At 32.5% G+C, this 17678-nt stretch carries 19 protein-coding genes; 13 read left to right on the top strand and 6 right to left on the bottom strand.

What is annotated here, in order from left to right:
• Positions 1-90: 90 nt before the first annotated feature.
• The 5 genes from mnmE (at position 91) to YW9_RS13455 (ending at position 3184) form a co-directional block, all read left to right on the top strand.
• Positions 91-1485 (top strand): tRNA uridine-5-carboxymethylaminomethyl(34) synthesis GTPase MnmE, encoded by a 1395-nt coding sequence (mnmE, locus tag YW9_RS0105075; protein WP_018279109.1) that lies wholly within the window; start codon positions 91-93, stop codon positions 1483-1485.
• Positions 1486-1533: 48 nt separating this feature from the next.
• Entirely contained in the window at positions 1534-1839 is a 306-nt protein-coding gene (locus YW9_RS0105070) for a hypothetical protein (protein ID WP_018279108.1), read from the top strand.
• Positions 1840-1895: 56 nt separating this feature from the next.
• Positions 1896-2498 (top strand): hypothetical protein, encoded by a 603-nt coding sequence (locus YW9_RS0105065; RefSeq protein WP_155848733.1) that lies wholly within the window; start codon positions 1896-1898, stop codon positions 2496-2498.
• Positions 2486-2782, top strand: a complete 297-nt coding sequence (locus YW9_RS0105060) for a hypothetical protein (RefSeq protein ID WP_018279106.1) — start codon at positions 2486-2488, stop codon at positions 2780-2782. Before YW9_RS0105065 ends, YW9_RS0105060 begins: the two co-directional genes overlap by 13 nt.
• A 219-nt stretch (positions 2783-3001) precedes the next feature.
• Complete coding sequence (locus tag YW9_RS13455) at positions 3002-3184, top strand: hypothetical protein (protein WP_155848732.1); 183 nt, start codon at positions 3002-3004, stop codon at positions 3182-3184.
• Positions 3185-3415: 231 nt separating this feature from the next.
• On the opposite strand, the gene YW9_RS0105045 is transcribed toward YW9_RS13455, so the two are convergent.
• Entirely contained in the window at positions 3416-5329 is a 1914-nt protein-coding gene (locus YW9_RS0105045; RefSeq protein WP_018279103.1) for a S9 family peptidase, read from the bottom strand.
• Between the two features lie 148 nt (positions 5330-5477).
• Here YW9_RS0105045 and YW9_RS0105040 point away from each other — a divergent pair, with 148 nt between their 5' ends.
• The gene (locus YW9_RS0105040; protein ID WP_018279102.1) at positions 5478-6158 is read left to right on the top strand and encodes an SDR family NAD(P)-dependent oxidoreductase; all 681 of its coding nucleotides are present in this window, start codon (positions 5478-5480) and stop codon (positions 6156-6158) included.
• A gap of 158 nt (positions 6159-6316) precedes the next feature.
• Here YW9_RS0105040 and YW9_RS0105035 read toward each other — a convergent pair whose 3' ends face one another.
• Positions 6317-7723 carry a DUF5723 family protein gene (locus YW9_RS0105035; protein ID WP_155848731.1) on the bottom strand — a complete coding sequence of 469 codons (1407 nt, stop codon included), beginning with the start codon at positions 7721-7723 and terminating at the stop codon, positions 6317-6319.
• Between the two features lie 362 nt (positions 7724-8085).
• Positions 8086-8580 carry a DUF456 domain-containing protein gene (locus tag YW9_RS0105030; RefSeq protein WP_018279100.1) on the bottom strand — a complete coding sequence of 165 codons (495 nt, stop codon included), beginning with the start codon at positions 8578-8580 and terminating at the stop codon, positions 8086-8088.
• 490 nt (positions 8581-9070) lie between these two features.
• Between YW9_RS0105030 and YW9_RS0105025 the strand changes: the two genes are divergently transcribed.
• The 3 genes from YW9_RS0105025 to YW9_RS0105015 all read left to right on the top strand — a co-directional run bounded on the left by YW9_RS0105025 (position 9071) and on the right by YW9_RS0105015 (position 11679).
• Complete coding sequence (locus tag YW9_RS0105025) at positions 9071-9748, top strand: DUF6261 family protein (protein WP_018279099.1); 678 nt, start codon at positions 9071-9073, stop codon at positions 9746-9748.
• A gap of 54 nt (positions 9749-9802) precedes the next feature.
• The gene (locus YW9_RS0105020; protein ID WP_018279098.1) at positions 9803-10408 is read left to right on the top strand and encodes a hypothetical protein; all 606 of its coding nucleotides are present in this window, start codon (positions 9803-9805) and stop codon (positions 10406-10408) included.
• A 410-nt stretch (positions 10409-10818) separates the two neighbouring features.
• Positions 10819-11679, top strand: a complete 861-nt coding sequence (locus YW9_RS0105015; RefSeq protein WP_018279097.1) for an endonuclease/exonuclease/phosphatase family protein — start codon at positions 10819-10821, stop codon at positions 11677-11679.
• On the opposite strand, the gene tsaE is transcribed toward YW9_RS0105015, so the two are convergent.
• From tsaE to YW9_RS0105000, 3 genes are all read right to left on the bottom strand, one after another.
• Complete coding sequence (gene tsaE, locus YW9_RS0105010; protein WP_018279096.1) at positions 11663-12079, bottom strand: tRNA (adenosine(37)-N6)-threonylcarbamoyltransferase complex ATPase subunit type 1 TsaE; 417 nt, start codon at positions 12077-12079, stop codon at positions 11663-11665. The two genes, YW9_RS0105015 and tsaE, sit on opposite strands and share 17 nt — an antisense overlap.
• 93 nt (positions 12080-12172) lie before the next feature.
• On the bottom strand, positions 12173-12928 hold the full coding sequence (locus YW9_RS0105005) for a shikimate dehydrogenase family protein (protein ID WP_018279095.1): 756 nt from the start codon (positions 12926-12928) through the stop codon (positions 12173-12175).
• 118 nt (positions 12929-13046) lie between these two features.
• Positions 13047-13976, bottom strand: coding sequence for a DUF368 domain-containing protein (locus YW9_RS0105000; RefSeq protein WP_018279094.1), 930 nt, complete (start codon positions 13974-13976; stop codon positions 13047-13049).
• A 259-nt stretch (positions 13977-14235) separates the two neighbouring features.
• Here YW9_RS0105000 and YW9_RS0104990 point away from each other — a divergent pair, with 259 nt between their 5' ends.
• The 4 genes from YW9_RS0104990 to YW9_RS0104975 all read left to right on the top strand — a co-directional run bounded on the left by YW9_RS0104990 (position 14236) and on the right by YW9_RS0104975 (position 17636).
• Complete coding sequence (locus YW9_RS0104990) at positions 14236-14889, top strand: epoxyqueuosine reductase QueH (protein WP_018279092.1); 654 nt, start codon at positions 14236-14238, stop codon at positions 14887-14889.
• Positions 14890-14958: 69 nt separating this feature from the next.
• Positions 14959-15678 (top strand): tRNA pseudouridine(55) synthase TruB, encoded by a 720-nt coding sequence (gene truB, locus YW9_RS0104985; RefSeq protein ID WP_040353793.1) that lies wholly within the window; start codon positions 14959-14961, stop codon positions 15676-15678.
• Positions 15675-16586, top strand: a complete 912-nt coding sequence (locus YW9_RS0104980; RefSeq protein ID WP_026193828.1) for an energy transducer TonB family protein — start codon at positions 15675-15677, stop codon at positions 16584-16586. Before truB ends, YW9_RS0104980 begins: the two co-directional genes overlap by 4 nt.
• A gap of 9 nt (positions 16587-16595) precedes the next feature.
• Entirely contained in the window at positions 16596-17636 is a 1041-nt protein-coding gene (locus tag YW9_RS0104975; RefSeq protein WP_018279091.1) for a glutaminyl-peptide cyclotransferase, read from the top strand.
• Positions 17637-17678 lie beyond the last annotated feature (42 nt).

The raw sequence follows: 17678 nt of genomic DNA, 5'->3' as shown, positions 1-17678 counted from the left end.
GAAAATATTAATATTTATATTTTTCATAAAGTATAATATTTGATGAATTTAAACTGAAATAAGTCTATAAATATAAAAAAATAAAAAGAAATGAATGAAACTATCATAGCATTAGCAACAGCTTCAGGGAGTGGAGCTATTGCTATCATCAGAATATCAGGAAAAGATGCCATTTCAATTGCTGATAGCGTATTTAAAGCACATCACGGAAGAAGTTTAGCTAATTCTGATTCGCATACTGTACATTTGGGCTATTTTTTTGATAATAAGACGATAATAGATGAATGTCTTGCAACGATTTTTAAAGGAAATAAGTCATATACGGGTGAACCTACTGTAGAATTTTCTTGTCACGGAAGTAGTTATATCATTCAGCAAGTGATAAAAGTTTGTCTTGCCAAAGGATGTCGATTAGCAAAGGCGGGGGAATTTACTTTGAGGGCATTTCTAAATGGAAAAATGGATTTGTCACAAGCTGAAGCTGTTGCTGACCTTATTGCCTCCGACAGCGAAGCCGCTCACGCTATCGCTATGAAACAAATGCGAGGCGGTTTTACTTCTGAAATTGAGGAACTACGTACTGAACTGCTTAATTTTGCATCTTTGATTGAATTAGAACTTGATTTTTCGGAAGAAGATGTAGAATTTGCTGACAGAAACCAATTTCGTTCACTACTTTCAAGAATTCAGACTACAATTAAACGATTGATGGACTCATTTGCAACGGGAAATGTTATCAAAAATGGAGTTCCAGTAGCGATTGTAGGCAAACCCAATGCAGGGAAATCAACGCTTTTGAATGTTCTTTTGAATGAAGAACGAGCTATCGTTTCGGACATTGCGGGAACAACACGTGATACTATCGAGGAAGTGTTACACATCGGCGGAACAGCTTTCCGATTCATTGATACAGCAGGAATTCGTGAAACTTCTGATAAAATAGAAGAGATTGGTGTTAAAAAAGCGAAAGAAAAGATTACACAAGCCAATGTTTTATTATATCTCTATGATGAATTGGATAATCAACCTGAGGAAGTTATTGATTTTGTGAAAGAAGTATATCGAGACGACTTAAAGATAATTCTTTTGCATAACAAAGTAGATGTTTCTGGTGGTGAATTTGGTGATTTCGACCGAAAATTGAAGTCGGAACTTGTTCCTAAATATACAGATATCATTTTGGAAATTTCTGCTAAGGAGAATATAAATATTGACATATTGAAGTCAGAACTTTCGATGTACGCTGAAAGTTTTACGTCCTCTGGAAATAATGTAATCATTAGTAATTCACGTCATTACGAAGCACTTTCTAATGCCCTTGCCGAGATTATAAAAGTTCAGGAAGGTTTGGAAATGAATCTTTCTGGCGACCTTCTCGCCATCGACATTCGTGAGGCTCTCTATCACCTTGGTACCATCTCCGGCGAAGTTACCAATGACGAAGTACTCGGAAATATATTTGCGAATTTTTGTATTGGGAAATAGGATGATAAAAATTAAATATTTCCAAATCAGATAAAAAGATAATTTATTATGTATAGAAATGATTTTTTAATCAATGAACTTGAAAATACACTATATGAATTACGAGATATAATGTATAATAAATTATTTCAAAAAGATTTTGTTGATTTAGAAAAATCAATAGAAATAGTTAAGCAAAAACATATAAATCAATTATATATAGTTGATATTAAAATACAAAATTTTGTTAGGTTGTTGTATGAAACAGGAATTTTACGAGATATTGATAATGAGGTCTATGATATTATAATAAGGCATATTGGTAGAATAAATTATTTGATTAAAAATATTATTGAAAATCAACACGACACATAGGGTGTTAATTTTTTTGTAATCTACACACCTATTTATTTTGGTTGGAAATGGCATCATTGGGGGCAGATGCTTTCACTCAACAACAAATACGCCAGAGTGCCAACAAAGCTCTTAAAAGTGCGGATAACTCTGTAAGTAAAGAAATAAAAGAGGAACTGGCAAGGGTTGGAGGGAAAGTTGATGATGTTGAATTAACTTCAAAAACACTTATAGATGAAAAAATTAAAATACTTCCTACAGAAAAACTTTTTGGGAATCAAGCAGATACTTTTTTAAATTCAAAATATATAATAGCAGAAACGACAGAAGATATTTTAACATATAGAAGGTTTGGAGGAAGTGCTAAATTAAGAGGTGTATATGTTTCTACTTCTGAAAAGTTAACAAGAGAAGAACTCGCTTTAGTTAAAGAATTTAATAATTCAATGAGGTTTGAAGCTATTATTAAAATTCCAAAAGGAGAAAAATTAGCAGTAGGAAAAGTTGGTCCTTGGCCACCTAAAGCCCCTGAATTTATGGGAGGAGCGGATCAAATAATAATTATAAAATATCAATATCCTGAGAACGTTTGGGTACAGAGTATAAAAGATTACAAAACAGGGAAGATATATACATATGGTGAATTCCGTTTAAAATTTCCAAATTTATGTGTAAAATAGAATATAAATTAGTAGAGTTAATAGCGTTATTTGAGTATTTAGTATATGTAGAGAATTTTAATGCTCATAAAAAAATATTATCTCAATACAAAAAAGTATTGGGAAATATCAATGGTAAAGATACAGAAGAAATTATCTCAGAAGATTTTATGCCTCTAACGACTATATTTAGACTATATTTTGAAGCAATTCCTTCTGATGATAAGCTAGGAAAGTATATTGTTAGTAAAATGGAAAGTTTTTATGATGAAATAAAATTCTTTCAAAATACACAAAATATGTAAATGATTAATAGAGTGAGTTTTGCAATAATTTATGTGCCTATTTGTTTTGGTTGGAAATGGTATCGTTAGATGTCAATACCTTTACCCAACAACAAATACGCCAGAGTGCCAACAAAGCTCTTAAAAGTGCGGATAACTCTGTAAGCAAAGAGATAAAAGAGTAACTGGCTAGGGTTGGTAAAAGTGTTGATAATGTTGGATTAGTTTTAAAAAAACTTATTGAAAAACAATGAATTTAGAGCGATTTACGATGATTTTGCAAATGGAACATTAGTTCGTAAGTTTGCTAATGAACTTACTTTGGAAGAAGAAGCAATATTGAGATTTTATACTAATAAAAGTTATTGGTTTAGTGGCATTTGTGATGGGCTTCCGTATTTTGGAAGCCAGAAAAGCCATTAAAACATTGCCAAAAAAATATACTGAAATTGAAAAAATTAATGATACCAATTATTTGAATATCTCTTTTGAGGTTTTTGACGGTAAAATAAAAAGTTTTTTTAATATTCTCAAAAGATAAATTTTAACTACTTTTTGCGTTAACAAATTTCTTGTTAGCCTATGTTCGTTTCATCTTTTATTTTAATTATAGGTTACACGCAAAAAGTAGTTTTAAATGGATTATATTGTATTTTAAAGAGTTTCTTTAAGCCATCTGAAAAAGTTTCTTTGCCAGAACAAACCATTCTGAGGCTTTAACACCCAATGATTTTCATCAGGGAAGTAAAGCAACTCACTTTTTATGCCTCTTACTTGTGCAGCAGTAAATGCTTGAAGCCCCTGTTCTTTTGGAACTCTGTAATCTTTTCCTCCGTGGATAATCAGTATTGGAGTGTCCCAATTTCCAACAAGTTCAATAGGATTAAAATCTCGATATGATTTTTTTGCAGCCTCATTGTCTTTTTCCCAATAAGCCCCGCCAATTTCATTATTGTTAAAAAATAACTCTTCTGTCGTTCCGTACATACTTTGTAAATTAAAAACTCCACAATGAGCTATGAATGATTTGAAACGTTTGTTATGAATTCCAGACAAGTAAAATACAGAATAGCCTCCATAACTTGCTCCAATAGCTCCCAAACGTGAAGTATCTACATAGCTTTCTTTTGAAATATCATCAATGGCAGAAAGATAATCCTTCATTACTTGTCCGCCCCAATCTTTACTAATTTGTGCATTCCATTCGGTGCCAAATCCAGGCATTCCGCGTCTGCTTGGAGCAATCACTATATATCCCTGTGAAGCCATTAACTGAAAATTCCATCGGAAGCTATAAAATTGGGTAAGAGCAGATTGTGGTCCTCCTTGGCAATATAATAACGTGGGATATTTTTTCTCAGGATTGAAGTCAGGAGGATAGATAACCCAAGCAAACATATCTTTCCCATCAGTTGTTTTTATAATTCTTTCCTTTACCTCACATTTCGCAATAGTTTTGTACATATCGTCGTTAATGTGAGAGAGTTGTGTTACATCTAAAAAAGCTTTCTTTTTCGACTTTTTAGCAAGATTAATGGTATAAATCTCAGCAGCTTGGTTCATATCTGTATGGGTTACCACTAATAAATCTCCAGCCTGACCGATAATTCCATTGATATCAAAATTACCTTTTGTTAGCTGTTTTGGAGTGGGCTTTTCGTCAAACGGATTTATTTCAAAAACTTGTTCTGTTCCATCTGTTGCAGCGAGGAAGTAGATTTTTTTTCCGTCATTACTCCAAATATAACTAAAAATAGTATTATCCCAATGTTCAGTAATATTTCTCTTTTGCTCATTTTGAAGGATAATTAAATCGTTTTTATCTGCCTCATTACCTTCCTCTTTCATACTTAGCCAAGCCAAAACCCCATTCTTGTTAAAAGACGGACGTGTGTCGTATCCCATCATTCCTTCAGTGATATTTGTTGTTTTGCCACTTTGTAAGTCGTACTGATAGATGTCAGTATTTGTACTAAGTACATAATCAGTTCCTGTTTTGGCTTTAGTAACGTATAATACTTTTGTTCCGTCATTGTTCCAAATATAATCTTCACTTCCTCCAAAAGGCTCCTGCGGACAATAATAGGGAAGATTTTCCATAATATCTATTTGTTTTCCATCTTCAATATTTTCAATAAATACGTGATTGAACGTACCATCTGTCCATTTATCCCAATGCCGGTGATTTAACGATCTGTAAAGTTGCCCTGTTGATTTATCTAAATCTTGATAGAAGTCTTTTGCAAAAACGGGATTAATTTTCACCGATTTATGAATTAATTTTTTACTACCTGAAGCATTTATTTTTTCGGTAACTTTCTTTGTTTCTTCTTCTGAAACTGGAACGGGAACACCGCCTTTTACTGAGAGTTTGTAGAAAGTCCTTTTGAATGTATTATCCTCCATATTTGGTTTCGAAACACTGAAGAAAACATAATTTTTATCAGAGCTAAGCCCAATAGCTCCAACTCTGTTCAGTTCCCATAACTTTTCAGGAGTTAATGGTTGTTGTGCTGTAGTAAAATTTGCAATCATTCCTGCGATTAATGCCATAAATCCTTTTTTCATATGAATTACTTTTTGAAAACAGGGGTAAAGGTAGTAAATATTTGAAATTAAATCAAAAGTAAAAAAATAATAGAAAAATCTTTGGAAATTAAAATATAAAAGTTAACTTTGTTGGCGAAGAATATAATTCTTGTGGATTTACATCAAAATGAAGAATGTAATAATTACGGGAACAAGTAGAGGAATAGGTTTGGAGTTGGCAAAACAATTTGCTAATTCGGGTCATAAAGTATTAGCTTTATCAAGAAATACACAACCTTTAAAAGATTTTAATAATAAAAATATAGATTTTTTTCCTTTTGATATAACATCAGAAGAAGATTTGAAGCAAGTTTCTTGTTTTTTATCTGATAAATGGAGAAAAGTAGATGTTCTTATCAACAATGCAGGTAAATTAATCAATAAACCTTTTGAAATGCTTACTCGTGAGGATTTTTTTCAGGTTTATGATGTTAATATATTCGGAGTTGCCAGACTGATACAAACTGTAATTCCATTTATGAGCAAAGGCTCACACGTAGTTACCATCAGTAGTATGGGAGGAATTCAAGGGAGTATGAAATTTGCAGGTTTGGCAGCTTATAGTTCATCAAAAGGAGCCGTAATTACACTTTCGGAGCTTTTAGCGGAAGAATATAAAGAGAAAGGAATTGCTTTCAACGCCTTGGCATTAGGGGCTGTTCAAACAGAAATGCTTTCGGAGGCTTTTCCTGAATATAAAGCTAATACAAGTCCTGAAAGTATGGCAAAGTATATTTTTGATTTTGCGTTAAATGCGAATGAGTTGTTTAACGGCAAAGCTATTCAGGTTTCTAATTCAACACCGTGATATTATTATAACATAAAGATATATTGAGGGATAAATGAAGTGAGATGAAATGTAAGGGAGGTTTGTGAAGTGAGATGTTATGTAGAGTGATTAGCAGAGCAGAGGGAAAATGAAGGAGAAATGCGTGAAAAGAGCTATTCCGTAAGGAATAGCTTTTTTTATCTGTATCTTCTTTCAAGCGGAATAACAAAACCTAAATTAACATTCGCGTTGAGGCTATTTTTAGGAATGTATTGCTCTGACAATCCTCCGAAAAATCGGTCGGAACCTATGTAAAAATTGAATCTTGGAGTATAAAAGCTAAGTATTCCACCCAAAGTAACGCTATCACTGGTGGCAGAACCACTTAATGAAGCCTCAAACCAATCAGTAGGGCGAATATTTGCCGATAACATCATCTGTGAAAAGCTGTAGATGTCATTGAATCTGTGTGAAAATAACATTCCAAAATGTAGCTTATCGTAAGATGGAACAATGTACTCCGCTCCCAAATTGATTGTCATAGGTAGCATCTTTCCTGTGTTCTTTTTTCCGTCATAATACAACGAAAGCATTCTTGCAGTTTCAATTTTCAGTTGTTTTATTTGAGAAGACACGGTAGGGCTTTCCGTTGGGTTGTAGTGTGAGAAGTCTTTAAAACCATCAAACATCCAATTTCCTTTTGAGGAAGCCATATTGGCGTTTTTCCAAACCATATAACCCACATCGGTTAAGGAAGCTGATAGTGTAAGTTCTTCTATAAAAGGCGTTTGGTAGGTAATCCCCATATCCAATGCAACTCCTCTTCCGGGCAGACCAAAAGTAGGGTCGGAAAGGTCGTTTACCCTTGGTTTATTACCTGACGGGGCTTGAGATTGTGTGTCTGAATCTTCTTTATACCTTAAGTGAGAGTTGAACACCGCTGTAGTTAGTTCAGTGTCGCCGTCTATGTTCCAAAAATTTCCCACAGAAGAAATATGCATATGATTTACCTTTAATTCTGCGTAACTTGCACCTATCAAAACCTTTAATTTTCCTCCTATGGTGAGGTTTCGGCTGAGTTTACGTGAATGTCCCAAAACAAATTCGGCATATGTTTCCGATTTCATCCCTAAATTCTTAAAAGAATAGTTCTTTTTTGAAGTAGGCGACTTCATAAACACAAAAAGATGATGTGGAAAAATTGCGTAATTGTTGGAACGGAGATTAACCTCTATTAAATTCGTTCCGTTGAAAGCATTGAAAGCTGCAGAAAGCAAATTGTAATTCAAATTGGCGTTGATAGTCACGTTGTTTTTTATTTTCTTTAAGAAATCCTTGTCATTGACAGAAGGGTGCAGAAACGTCACAAAATGATTATCAGAATTATTTTCAAGCGGATAGAAGAACGTAGAATGTCCATTCCTTCCTCGCGTTCCTACATTGATGTTTCCCAGCATAGGCACAGCAACATAGGGCTTATCAAGCAAAGCTGGATTTATTTGATGTCTAAAAGCTGATGTTTTTACAAAGTAAGAAGACCGCAATTCCTGAGCAATGCTTCCCATTGCGGAAAAACTGAAGATAAGTAACAAAATCTTTTTCATTGTTAAGCCAATTTTTGAATATTTCAACCTGTTTCGGGGCAAAACTATGAAAAAAGAACGGCTTTTCACAAGATTTTTTAGTTAAAATAAACAGAATTAACGTATAAATATTTCAGTAAGAGAGATTCAATAAATGTAAAACAGATATAAGTACTATTTTTGATACCTCATCTGTATAAAATAAAAGTAAAATGAAGTCTTTCTCTGATATAATTCCATAATCTAAAAATAATATATACTAAAATATCAGATAATCATTAATAAATAAAAAACTATAATCAGATTTTACTAATAAATAAACTTTTCAAAACTGATTATAGTATAAAAATGTTTCTTCCTAAAAGATAATAAAAGAAATTTGATTAAAAGAGTTTCATAATCAAATCAATTAAAATTGTAAAGAGAATTGCAATTCCAATTAATAATTTGAAAGCAGTTCCATAAAAGAAACCAATGATAGAACCTTTCATTGATTTGAATGCTTTACTTGTGTCTTGGCTATCGTGTAGTAGTTCTCCAACAAAAACCCCAACGAGCATTCCTATTAAAAAACCTAATGGAATTGGAATAATGAAACCTATGAGTATTCCCACAACGCCTCCAGCACTTCCCCAGTTTGTTCCTCCATATTTTTTATTTAATTTCACAGGAATAATGTATTCCAGAATTAACGAAAGAATAGTTAAAATAGAAAATACCCAAAGATACGTATTTGCTAATTCTGTTCCATTTCCAAAAAATTTATAAGCAAACAAACCTGCTAAGCATAGCACTAAACCTGGTAAAATAGGCAGAATAGTTCCTATAATTCCAACAATGATTATTAAAATACTTAGTATTGTTACAATAATTTCCATTTTTTTCGATTTTAAAATTTTACTTCACAAATATATTATATATAATTGAAAGTTCCAAAAACAATAATCTTCTATAATTTAAATAGAAATTACTCTAAAATGAAATATAATTCTTCTAAATCAATTCTATTTTCACTAAAATATCACATCATAAGATGATTTTTAGTGTAAATCATAATAAAATATCTATTTTTAGAGTATTTTTATATCTAATTCTGTATAAAATAGTGTCTTAAAATCTATTTTTAAATTAAAATTATACAAAAATATGATGTTAAAACCTTCTATGAATTTAAAAGAAAGAATTATATGAACTTTAAAGTATCTTTTTGATTAAAAGTACTAAAAAATATCTCAAAAAGAATGTATTTACAACAAATCTCAAAATAGAAAGAAAACGAAACTATTTGATAAGAAAAAAATACTGAAAAAATTGCTTTTAAATATGAATATTTGTACATTTGGCAAGTAGAAATAAATACAAATTGTTATGATTCATCGTACAGACCTTCGGAAAGTTCGCCAAATGGAGTATTTCCAAGTTATGGCAACCATTAAACGCTTCTTAGAAGCAGAGAATTTAACAGAATTAGAGTTGGAAAGGCTCAAACCTGAGTTTGATACAGCTCTTGAAGAGTTGGATAAGGCACTAAAAGGGCTGAAAAAGAGTGAATACACTGAAGTAATTTCAGAATTTGACCACAAACGAGACCTTTTCCTGACTTCTTTTATCGACCAATGTAATCTTTATCTTCATTTCCCAACTGAAGAAGTAGCTCAAGCAGCTAAAAAAGTCTCACTAATAATCGAAAAGTACGGAAAAAATCCGCAAACTCGTCCTTTACAAGAAGAAACGGGAATAATAGTGAGCCTTTTACAGGATTTACAGGCTTCTGAGTTAAAACAAGCTATTGAAAAAATTAGAGCTACCGAATGGATTGAAGCACTTCGGGTTGCGAATAATAATTTCATTGTAGCTTATGAGCGTCGCATCGAAGAGCAAGGCGTAGTTAAGAGCGGACAGGCTAAAGAAAAGCGTGAAGAAATGCAAAAAGTATTCGTAAAAGTATGCAAACGTATCAATGCATTAGCGGAAATTAACGGAGAGGCTAAATATTTAAATATAATCAATAATATTAATCAAACCGTTAAAAAAGCATTGAATTAAAAAACTAAAAAAGTATTCGTTTTTAAACCCAAACAACTAAAATTTAAAAAAGCAATGCGAATAGGAACACGTTTAGCTATCTTATTGTACCAAAATGATGTATATCAGAGAGCAATCGAAATCAATACGAATGATTATCGACTTGATGATGCCATCGGATACAGCCTTTGGGATATTAATGAGTTCGACAAGGAAGAGGATATGAAAAAATATCAACTTACAGAACAAGAATATGAGGCTATTCAGTTTGATTATTTTTGGTTAGAAGATTTACTTGTAAAGATAAACAACTATCATTCTGAATTGGATTATTCCAAGATTCGTGTTAAAAGATTTTCCAAACCTAGTAAGTTAAGAGAGCTTTTAGAACGAATTTATTTGATTGAAAAAGAACATATACAGAAGGATTTATCTGACTTAAGTAGTAAAATACGAAACCACAGACAGGAATTAACTCAGACTAAAATTTATATGGGAAGAGTTCCTAAGGAAGATGTCCCTAATTTTGATGAAGTACTTTCGGCAATGGATAATATCGAGCGGAAATATATTGGGCATTATGATAAAATAAGTTTTATCAATTTACTTGGAATTTTAACAGGAACGCTTATGGATATTACCGATGAGTACAATGTCAGAATTATTATGTTTGCAGGATAAAACAGAACATTATTTTTTGATTTTCAAATAAAAACGAAACAAATAAAACATATCTGAAATAGAAACTAATAAGTAAAGTTTCTTCTCAGAAAAATTTGAGGATTATTATTACTATTTGTATTTCATTAGAAGTAGAAACTTTTTTATTCTTTGGGGGAATGGAGGTTTATAGGTTAAACAATTCATTGTACTAATAAGTTATTTATTAATTTTTTCTTCATTCCCCTTTTTTTACAATTTTAGGATAGGAGGTGATTGTTTTTTGATTTTTTTTCATTTTAAAAATTTATGTTTTAATGCCTCCTATCTTTTTTTAATTTATTTTTTTGGGTAAAAGATAGGATTTTTAATCTTTTAGAGGATAAAAAATAATACATTAATAGGCATATTTTTATTAAATTAGATAGATTATGTTCATAAAACAAAGACAAATTCAGTTATTTTTGATGGTATTTGTCATATTTTTTGGCAAATTGAGTTATGCTCAGACTTTCGACGTGATGACTTTCAATATTCGTCTTGATAATACGGGCGATAAGGAAAATTCTTGGACAGATGGTAATCGAAAAGAACGTGTTGTGAGGTTTCTTAAGGCAGAAAATCCTGCTATTTTGGGTGTTCAGGAAGCATTACATCATCAAGTAACATTTTTAGAGGACGCTTTTCCGAATTATCAGCGTGTGGGAGTAGGAAGAGATGACGGAAAGCAAGGTGGGGAGCATATGGCTGTTTTTTTCGATAAGAAAAAATTTAAGTTGCTTGATAGCGGTCAGTTTTGGCTTTCACAAACTCCCGAAGTTCCGTCAAAAGGCTGGGATGGAACCTGTTGCAATCGTATTACAACTTGGCTCAAATTGCAGCAAGGCAATACGGAGTTCTTTGTATTCAACACACATTTCGACCACGAAGGAAAGGTAGCTCAGCGGGAAAGTGCCACTTTGATTTTGGATAAAATAAAAGAAATTGCAGGTAATTCAAAAGCAAATGTGATACTTATGGGTGACTTTAATGTTCCGCCACAACACGAAGGTATCGTTGCCATCAAAAAACAACTCAAAGATACTTACAAACCTTATAACAACATTCCTAAAGGTACATTCACAGCGTTCAAATTAGATGAAGCTCCTCAAGAACGTATTGATTTTATTTTCATTTCCGAAGGTTTACAGGCGAAAAATTATAAAATTATAGATAAAAAAATTGACGGACTATATCCGTCAGACCATTTTCCTGTGAAAGTGCGTGTTACGCTTCCTAATCGGAAGGATTGATAATTTTTAGCTTTCTTTTGTCGGTATCAATCCACTGAATTTCAATTGTGGTGTAACGTTCAGGTAGGTAAGAGCTTACGCGTTCTGCCCACTCAATGAAGCACCACGCCCCAGAATATAGGTATTCTTCAAAGCCAATATCAAAAGCCTCTTCCTCGTGTTCAATACGATAAAAATCAAAATGATATACGATGTTGTCATCACTTTCATAATGATTTACCAAACCGAATGTGGGGCTTCCTGTAACGTCGTCAATAGCAATGGCCTTTACTAACGATTTGATAAGTGTAGTTTTTCCCATTCCCATACTTCCTTCAAAAACAACAACTTTGGAAGAAAGTAGAGGAAGTATCTGTTGTGCAACTGCGTCTATTTCGGATAAAGAATATGTTATTTCCATACAAAAGTGATTATTTTTAAATGTTTAGAAACTTAAAAGCTGATATTTAAGCCATTTTTTACTTTGATTTATATTGATTAGGTGATATTTTAGTTATTTTTTACTTTCATTGGAGATTTCATTCCATATTTCCCACGCTTTTTCAGCCTGAAGTTCCAACATTTTCCGTCCGTTAATGATGATTGCTTTCTTTTTTTCTCCTTTTTGCAAGAAAGTTGTTTTCTCTGGGTTGTAAATTAGGTCGTAAAGCAGATGTTCTGAGGTCAGAAATTGGTACGGGATAGGAGGGAAGTCTTCTACATTAGGGAAAGTTCCTAAAGGCGTACAATTGATGATGATTTTGTATTTGTTTATAATTTGTGAGGATAAATCCGAGTACGAAAATTGCCCCATTTTGGGTGTTCTGGACACAAACCGAAAAGAAATTCCGAGCATTTTCAGTGCATATGCTACTGCATTGGACGCTCCGCCTGTACCTAAAATCAGAGCTTTAGTGTGATGTTCCTTCAAAAAAGGCTTTAATGACTCACTAAAACCAAAATAATCGGTATTGTACCCTATCAATCCTTTTTGGGTAACTTTGATGGTGTTCACCGCCCCGATTTCTTCTGCTATAGGGTCTAATTTTGCCAACATAGGAATAATTTCCTTTTTATAAGGAATGGTTACGTTCATTCCTTGTATGTTTGGATTTTTCTGAAGTTTTTGAGGCAGCTCATCAACAGAATTCAAATCGAAATTGACATATTCAGCATCTGAAATGTGTTCTTTTTCAAATTTTTCTGTGAAATAAGCCCTTGAGAAAGAGTACGAAATATTTTTCCCAACTAAAGCAAACAAACGTTTCATAATATTTATTTTTCAGACTATATTATATATCACCAGTTTAAAGTCATTGCAATTTAAAAATGAGACTATTTTAAATATTTTTAAAACAATCTCATTGTAATTATATTGTTAATGTTCTTTATCGGTTTGTTTTCAATTTTCCTGCCCATTTTTCAAGTCCGTACAACAGGAAAAAACCTGCCAAAGCCATTGTAATTGCAAGAATTACTTGCGGATTTCCTTCGTAGTAAGTGGGTAGAATGCTTTTTTCTAACAACGGAATTACTTTTCCGTGAGCATCTACTTTGGTTGAAATAACTTCTTTCCAAGGCCAAACTTTATTAAGTGAGCCAATTATGAAAGCAGTTAAGGAAGCAATAGTCAAATTCCGATGATGTTCAAAAAGCCATTTTAATATTTTGGAAAAACTTAGTAATCCAAAAACAGCTCCCATTGCAATTATTGCTAATATTTTAATGTTTTTTTCATCAACGGCGGTAAGAACGATGTCATAAGCTCCTAAAAGAACCAAAATAAAAGCTCCTGAAATACCGGGAAGAATCATCGCACAAATAGCCAAAGCTCCAGCGAAGAATAAAAATATTAATCCGTTGTGGCTTCCTAAAGGAGGTAAAGTTGTTATTCCGTAGGCAACTACAAACGAAATAATCATCACCAGAATTGTAGCTAAACTCCATTTCTGTATGTCTTTCGCTAAAAATAGAATACAGGCTACCATCAATCCGAAAAAGAAAGACCAAACCAAGATAGGCTCATTAGCTAGTAACCACTTAATGCCTTTTGCTAATGAAAAAATACTGATTGCCACTCCTAAAAACAGGGCAAGAAAGAAATTTCCGTTAATATGTTTCCAAAAGGGAGTAATTCCTTCTTTTCTAAGAATTTTTAAAGCCCCTAAATTGATTTTGCTGATAGAGTCAATAAGTTCTTCGTAAATCCCAGAGATAAAAGCTATTGTTCCCCCCGAAACTCCTGGGACTACATCAGCCGCTCCCATAGCCATTCCTTTTAAAGAAATCAAAATATAATCAAAAAAATTTCTTCGCATTCTTTATCGTTTAATAATTGTGTGCAAATGTACATAAAATAATCATAAACCCCAAAGGCTTTTTTTGTATAACAAAATGCTTATTTTCAGTAAGAAACAAATATGTTTTAAGAATATTAATCTCAAGATGTTTTATGTGATTTTTTTTTAAAAATAGTTTGCATTTCTTTAGTTTTTTCAGATTTACAAAAAAATATTTTATAATAGCTGTGAAAGACATCAAAAAAATTACTTTATTTGCAAAAAAATAAAAGAGAAAATGACTTTAATTCGTGAAAAATTAGCACTTCCTAATAATGGTAAAAAACTGCTATTACACTCTTGTTGTGCCCCTTGTTCAGGAGAAGTAATGGAGGCTATCCAAGCTTCGGGTATTGAGTTTACTATATTTTTCTACAACCCAAATATTCATCCTTTGAAAGAATATGAAATCAGGAAAGAGGAGAACATTCGCTTTGCTGAAAAATGCAATATTCCTATCATTGATGCTGATTATGATGTAGATAACTGGTACGAACGTGCTAAAGGAATGGAAATGGAACCCGAAAGAGGCGTTCGCTGCACGATGTGCTTTGATATGCGTTTTGAGCGTACAGCTTTGTATGCTTATGAAAATGGTTTTGATACCATTACAAGTTCGCTTGGGATTTCGCGTTGGAAGAATTTTGACCAAATCAACGATTGTGGCATTCGAGCTGCAGAGAAGTACGAAGGAATAACCTATTGGACACACAATTGGCGAAAAAAAGGAGGTTCTGCCCGAATGCTCGAAATTAGCAAACGAGAGCAATTCTATATGCAAGAATATTGCGGTTGTGCTTATTCATTGCGTGATACGAACAAATGGCGACTTGAAAACGGACGAGAACGCATCAAAATTGGAGTAAAATATTACGGCGTTGATGATAATTAATTTTTGTAAACAAAACATTATCAAATAATAAAAAAATACAACTTACATCTATTAAGTTTTTAAATATATATGACAGAACATTTTTTAACCCCTGAACAACTTCTTGAAGGTCAAATTTTACTGATTGACAAGCCTTTGCATTGGTCTTCATTTCAGGCGGTTAATAAAATTAAATGGTCTATTATAAAAAACTACAAACTAAAAAAAATTAAAATAGGACACGCTGGAACTTTAGACCCTCTCGCTTCGGGTTTGCTTGTCATTTGCACGGGAAAATTCACCAAAAAAATTACCAAATTTCAAGACGCTCTAAAAACTTATACAGGAACCATCCGATTGGGGGCAACCACTTCGTCATTCGATTTGGAAACAGAAATTGAGCAAACCTTTCCGATAGCACATATCACCCCTGAATTGATTGAGCAAGTCCGTCAGCAATTTATAGGAGAAATAGAGCAAACTCCGCCCGTATTTTCCGCTATAAAAAGGGAAGGAAAAAGGCTTTACGAATTGGCTCGTGAAGGAGAGGAAACCATAGAAGTTCCTAAGCGAATCGTTCAAATACAGCAATTTAATATTGATATTAGCCATTTCCCTGATATTGATTTTGAGGTAGTTTGCAGTAAGGGAACTTACATTCGTTCTTTAGCGAATGATTTTGGAAAAGCCTTGCAAAGTGGTGCTCATTTGGTCGCTTTGAGGCGTACGAGAATTGGTGATTTTCCTGTTGAAAACGCCCTTTCTCCTGATGATTTTGTGGAGCAAAAAATTCTAAAAAAACTAAGATGAAAACCATCAATGACCTTTATGAAAACAGACATAAGCCTTACGAAATAGAGGTTGAAACAAAAAAAACTATAAATCAGCTTTTTGAGGAAAAAGTCAAAGAGAAAGAAACTTTGAATGAAAAAAAGGTGAAATCTGACAAGAAAGTTATTTTTTTTCAAAAAAAACGTAAAAAAACAAGTGGTTTTCGGTATGAAATGGAATACTTTTTCTCTTTATTCTCAGATTCGGATAAGTCAATAACAGTGACCTTGTTCATTATGTTTTGTTTGGTAATCTCGCTTCTCGTAATACAGCTTCAGAATCACGAGAAGGAAATTATGATTGAAATGAGCCATATTTCTGACTTGCCAGAAGAAATTGAAGAGAAGCCCAAAGAAATGGAAGAGTTAACGGAAACTCCTAATAATACGAAAGTTACTTTGAGCGCTTATAATGAGTCGGATATGAATTTACAACATTCGGAAGATGCTCACAAAAGCCTTGATGAAATTTTAGCAGAACGTGAGATGATGGAAGCTAATGAAGAATTATTGACTTCAAACGCTCCTAAAACAGATTTAATTTTGCCTACAAATATAAAAGTTGAGGAAAAAACTTTAACCAAAAACGACGATGTTGTTAATAAAAATGCACTGGTTAAATATGCATTGACTGACAGAACTTTACGAGAAGAATTACCAAATCCTATTTTTACTTGTGAGAGATATGGTAGGGTAGTAGTTATCATAAAAGTAGATGAGTCAGGTAATGTAATTGAAGCAACAATTGACAAGGTAAATTCCACAACTTCAGATGGTTGTCTTCTTGATAATTCCTTGTCGTATGCTCAACAAGCTCGTTTTAATAGTGTACAAGGAAGAGGTGTACAGGTTGGTACAATTACGTATTCTTTCCAGCAAAAAAGATAATTTTTTTAAATGAAAACTATTTTTCTATCATTTATTTTGAGTTTTTTACTAGTTTCCTGTAATGGAGTAGGAACACAAAAAAAGGACAAATTTAGTATTGAAATCACTCCCAAAAGTAAACAATATCAACTGAATGATGTTCTTGATTTTGACATATCCAAAAATAATTTTGGAGAAGATGTTACATCTGTAACATACAAAATTAATAGAAATACAATTCCTGAAGCAAATAAAAAATACCAGCTTAAAGATGTTAAATTAGGCAAACAAATTTTGGAGGCTGAAATAACAACCCAAAGTGGAAAAATGCATAAAATACAGAAAGAAATAACTATTTTAGCGAATCAGTCACCCAAAATTTATACTTACAAAGTTTTAAACACATATCCTCACGACAAAAAATCATATACACAAGGATTTGAATTTGTGGGAGATACAATCATAGAAAGTACAGGTCAGTACGGGAAATCTTCTTTGAAAAAATGGAATATTTTTACAGGGGAAATATATAAAAACATTCAATTAGATTCACAATATTTTGGTGAAGGGGTAACGATTCTTAATGAAAAAATAATTCAACTGACGTGGCAAGAAAACAAAGGTTTGATTTATAATTCTGATTTAAAACAAATTGGAAGTTTCAAATATGGAAAGAGTAGAGAAGGTTGGGGAATTTGCCACAACGGAGAAAAAATATACAAAAGTGATGGTTCAGAAAAAATATGGATTTTAAATTCTGAAACTTTTGAAGAAGAAGATTTTATACAACTTTGTACCGATAAGTCACTCTTTTCCAATACTAACGAGTTAGAATGGGTTAATGGGAAAATCTATGCAAATACGTACCAAAAAGATGGTATAATGATAATTAATCCTGAAAACGGGGCGATTGAGGGAATAATTGATGTTCGTGGACTGAAAGAAAAAGTAGAACAAATTGATGAATTGGACGTTTTAAACGGAATTGCGTATCACCCTGCTCGTGAAACATTTTTTATTACAGGAAAAAACTGGAGTTTGGTTTTTGAAGTCGTCTTTGAAGAAAAATAATATTTTTACTTGTATTTTTTGAATTTTTACTCTTCTCAATTT

Source organism: Capnocytophaga cynodegmi DSM 19736 (assembly GCF_000379185.1).
GTDB classification, from domain to species: domain Bacteria; phylum Bacteroidota; class Bacteroidia; order Flavobacteriales; family Flavobacteriaceae; genus Capnocytophaga; species Capnocytophaga cynodegmi.
Note: the sequence above shows the minus strand (reverse complement) of the source record. Positions and strands in the feature narration are given on the sequence as shown.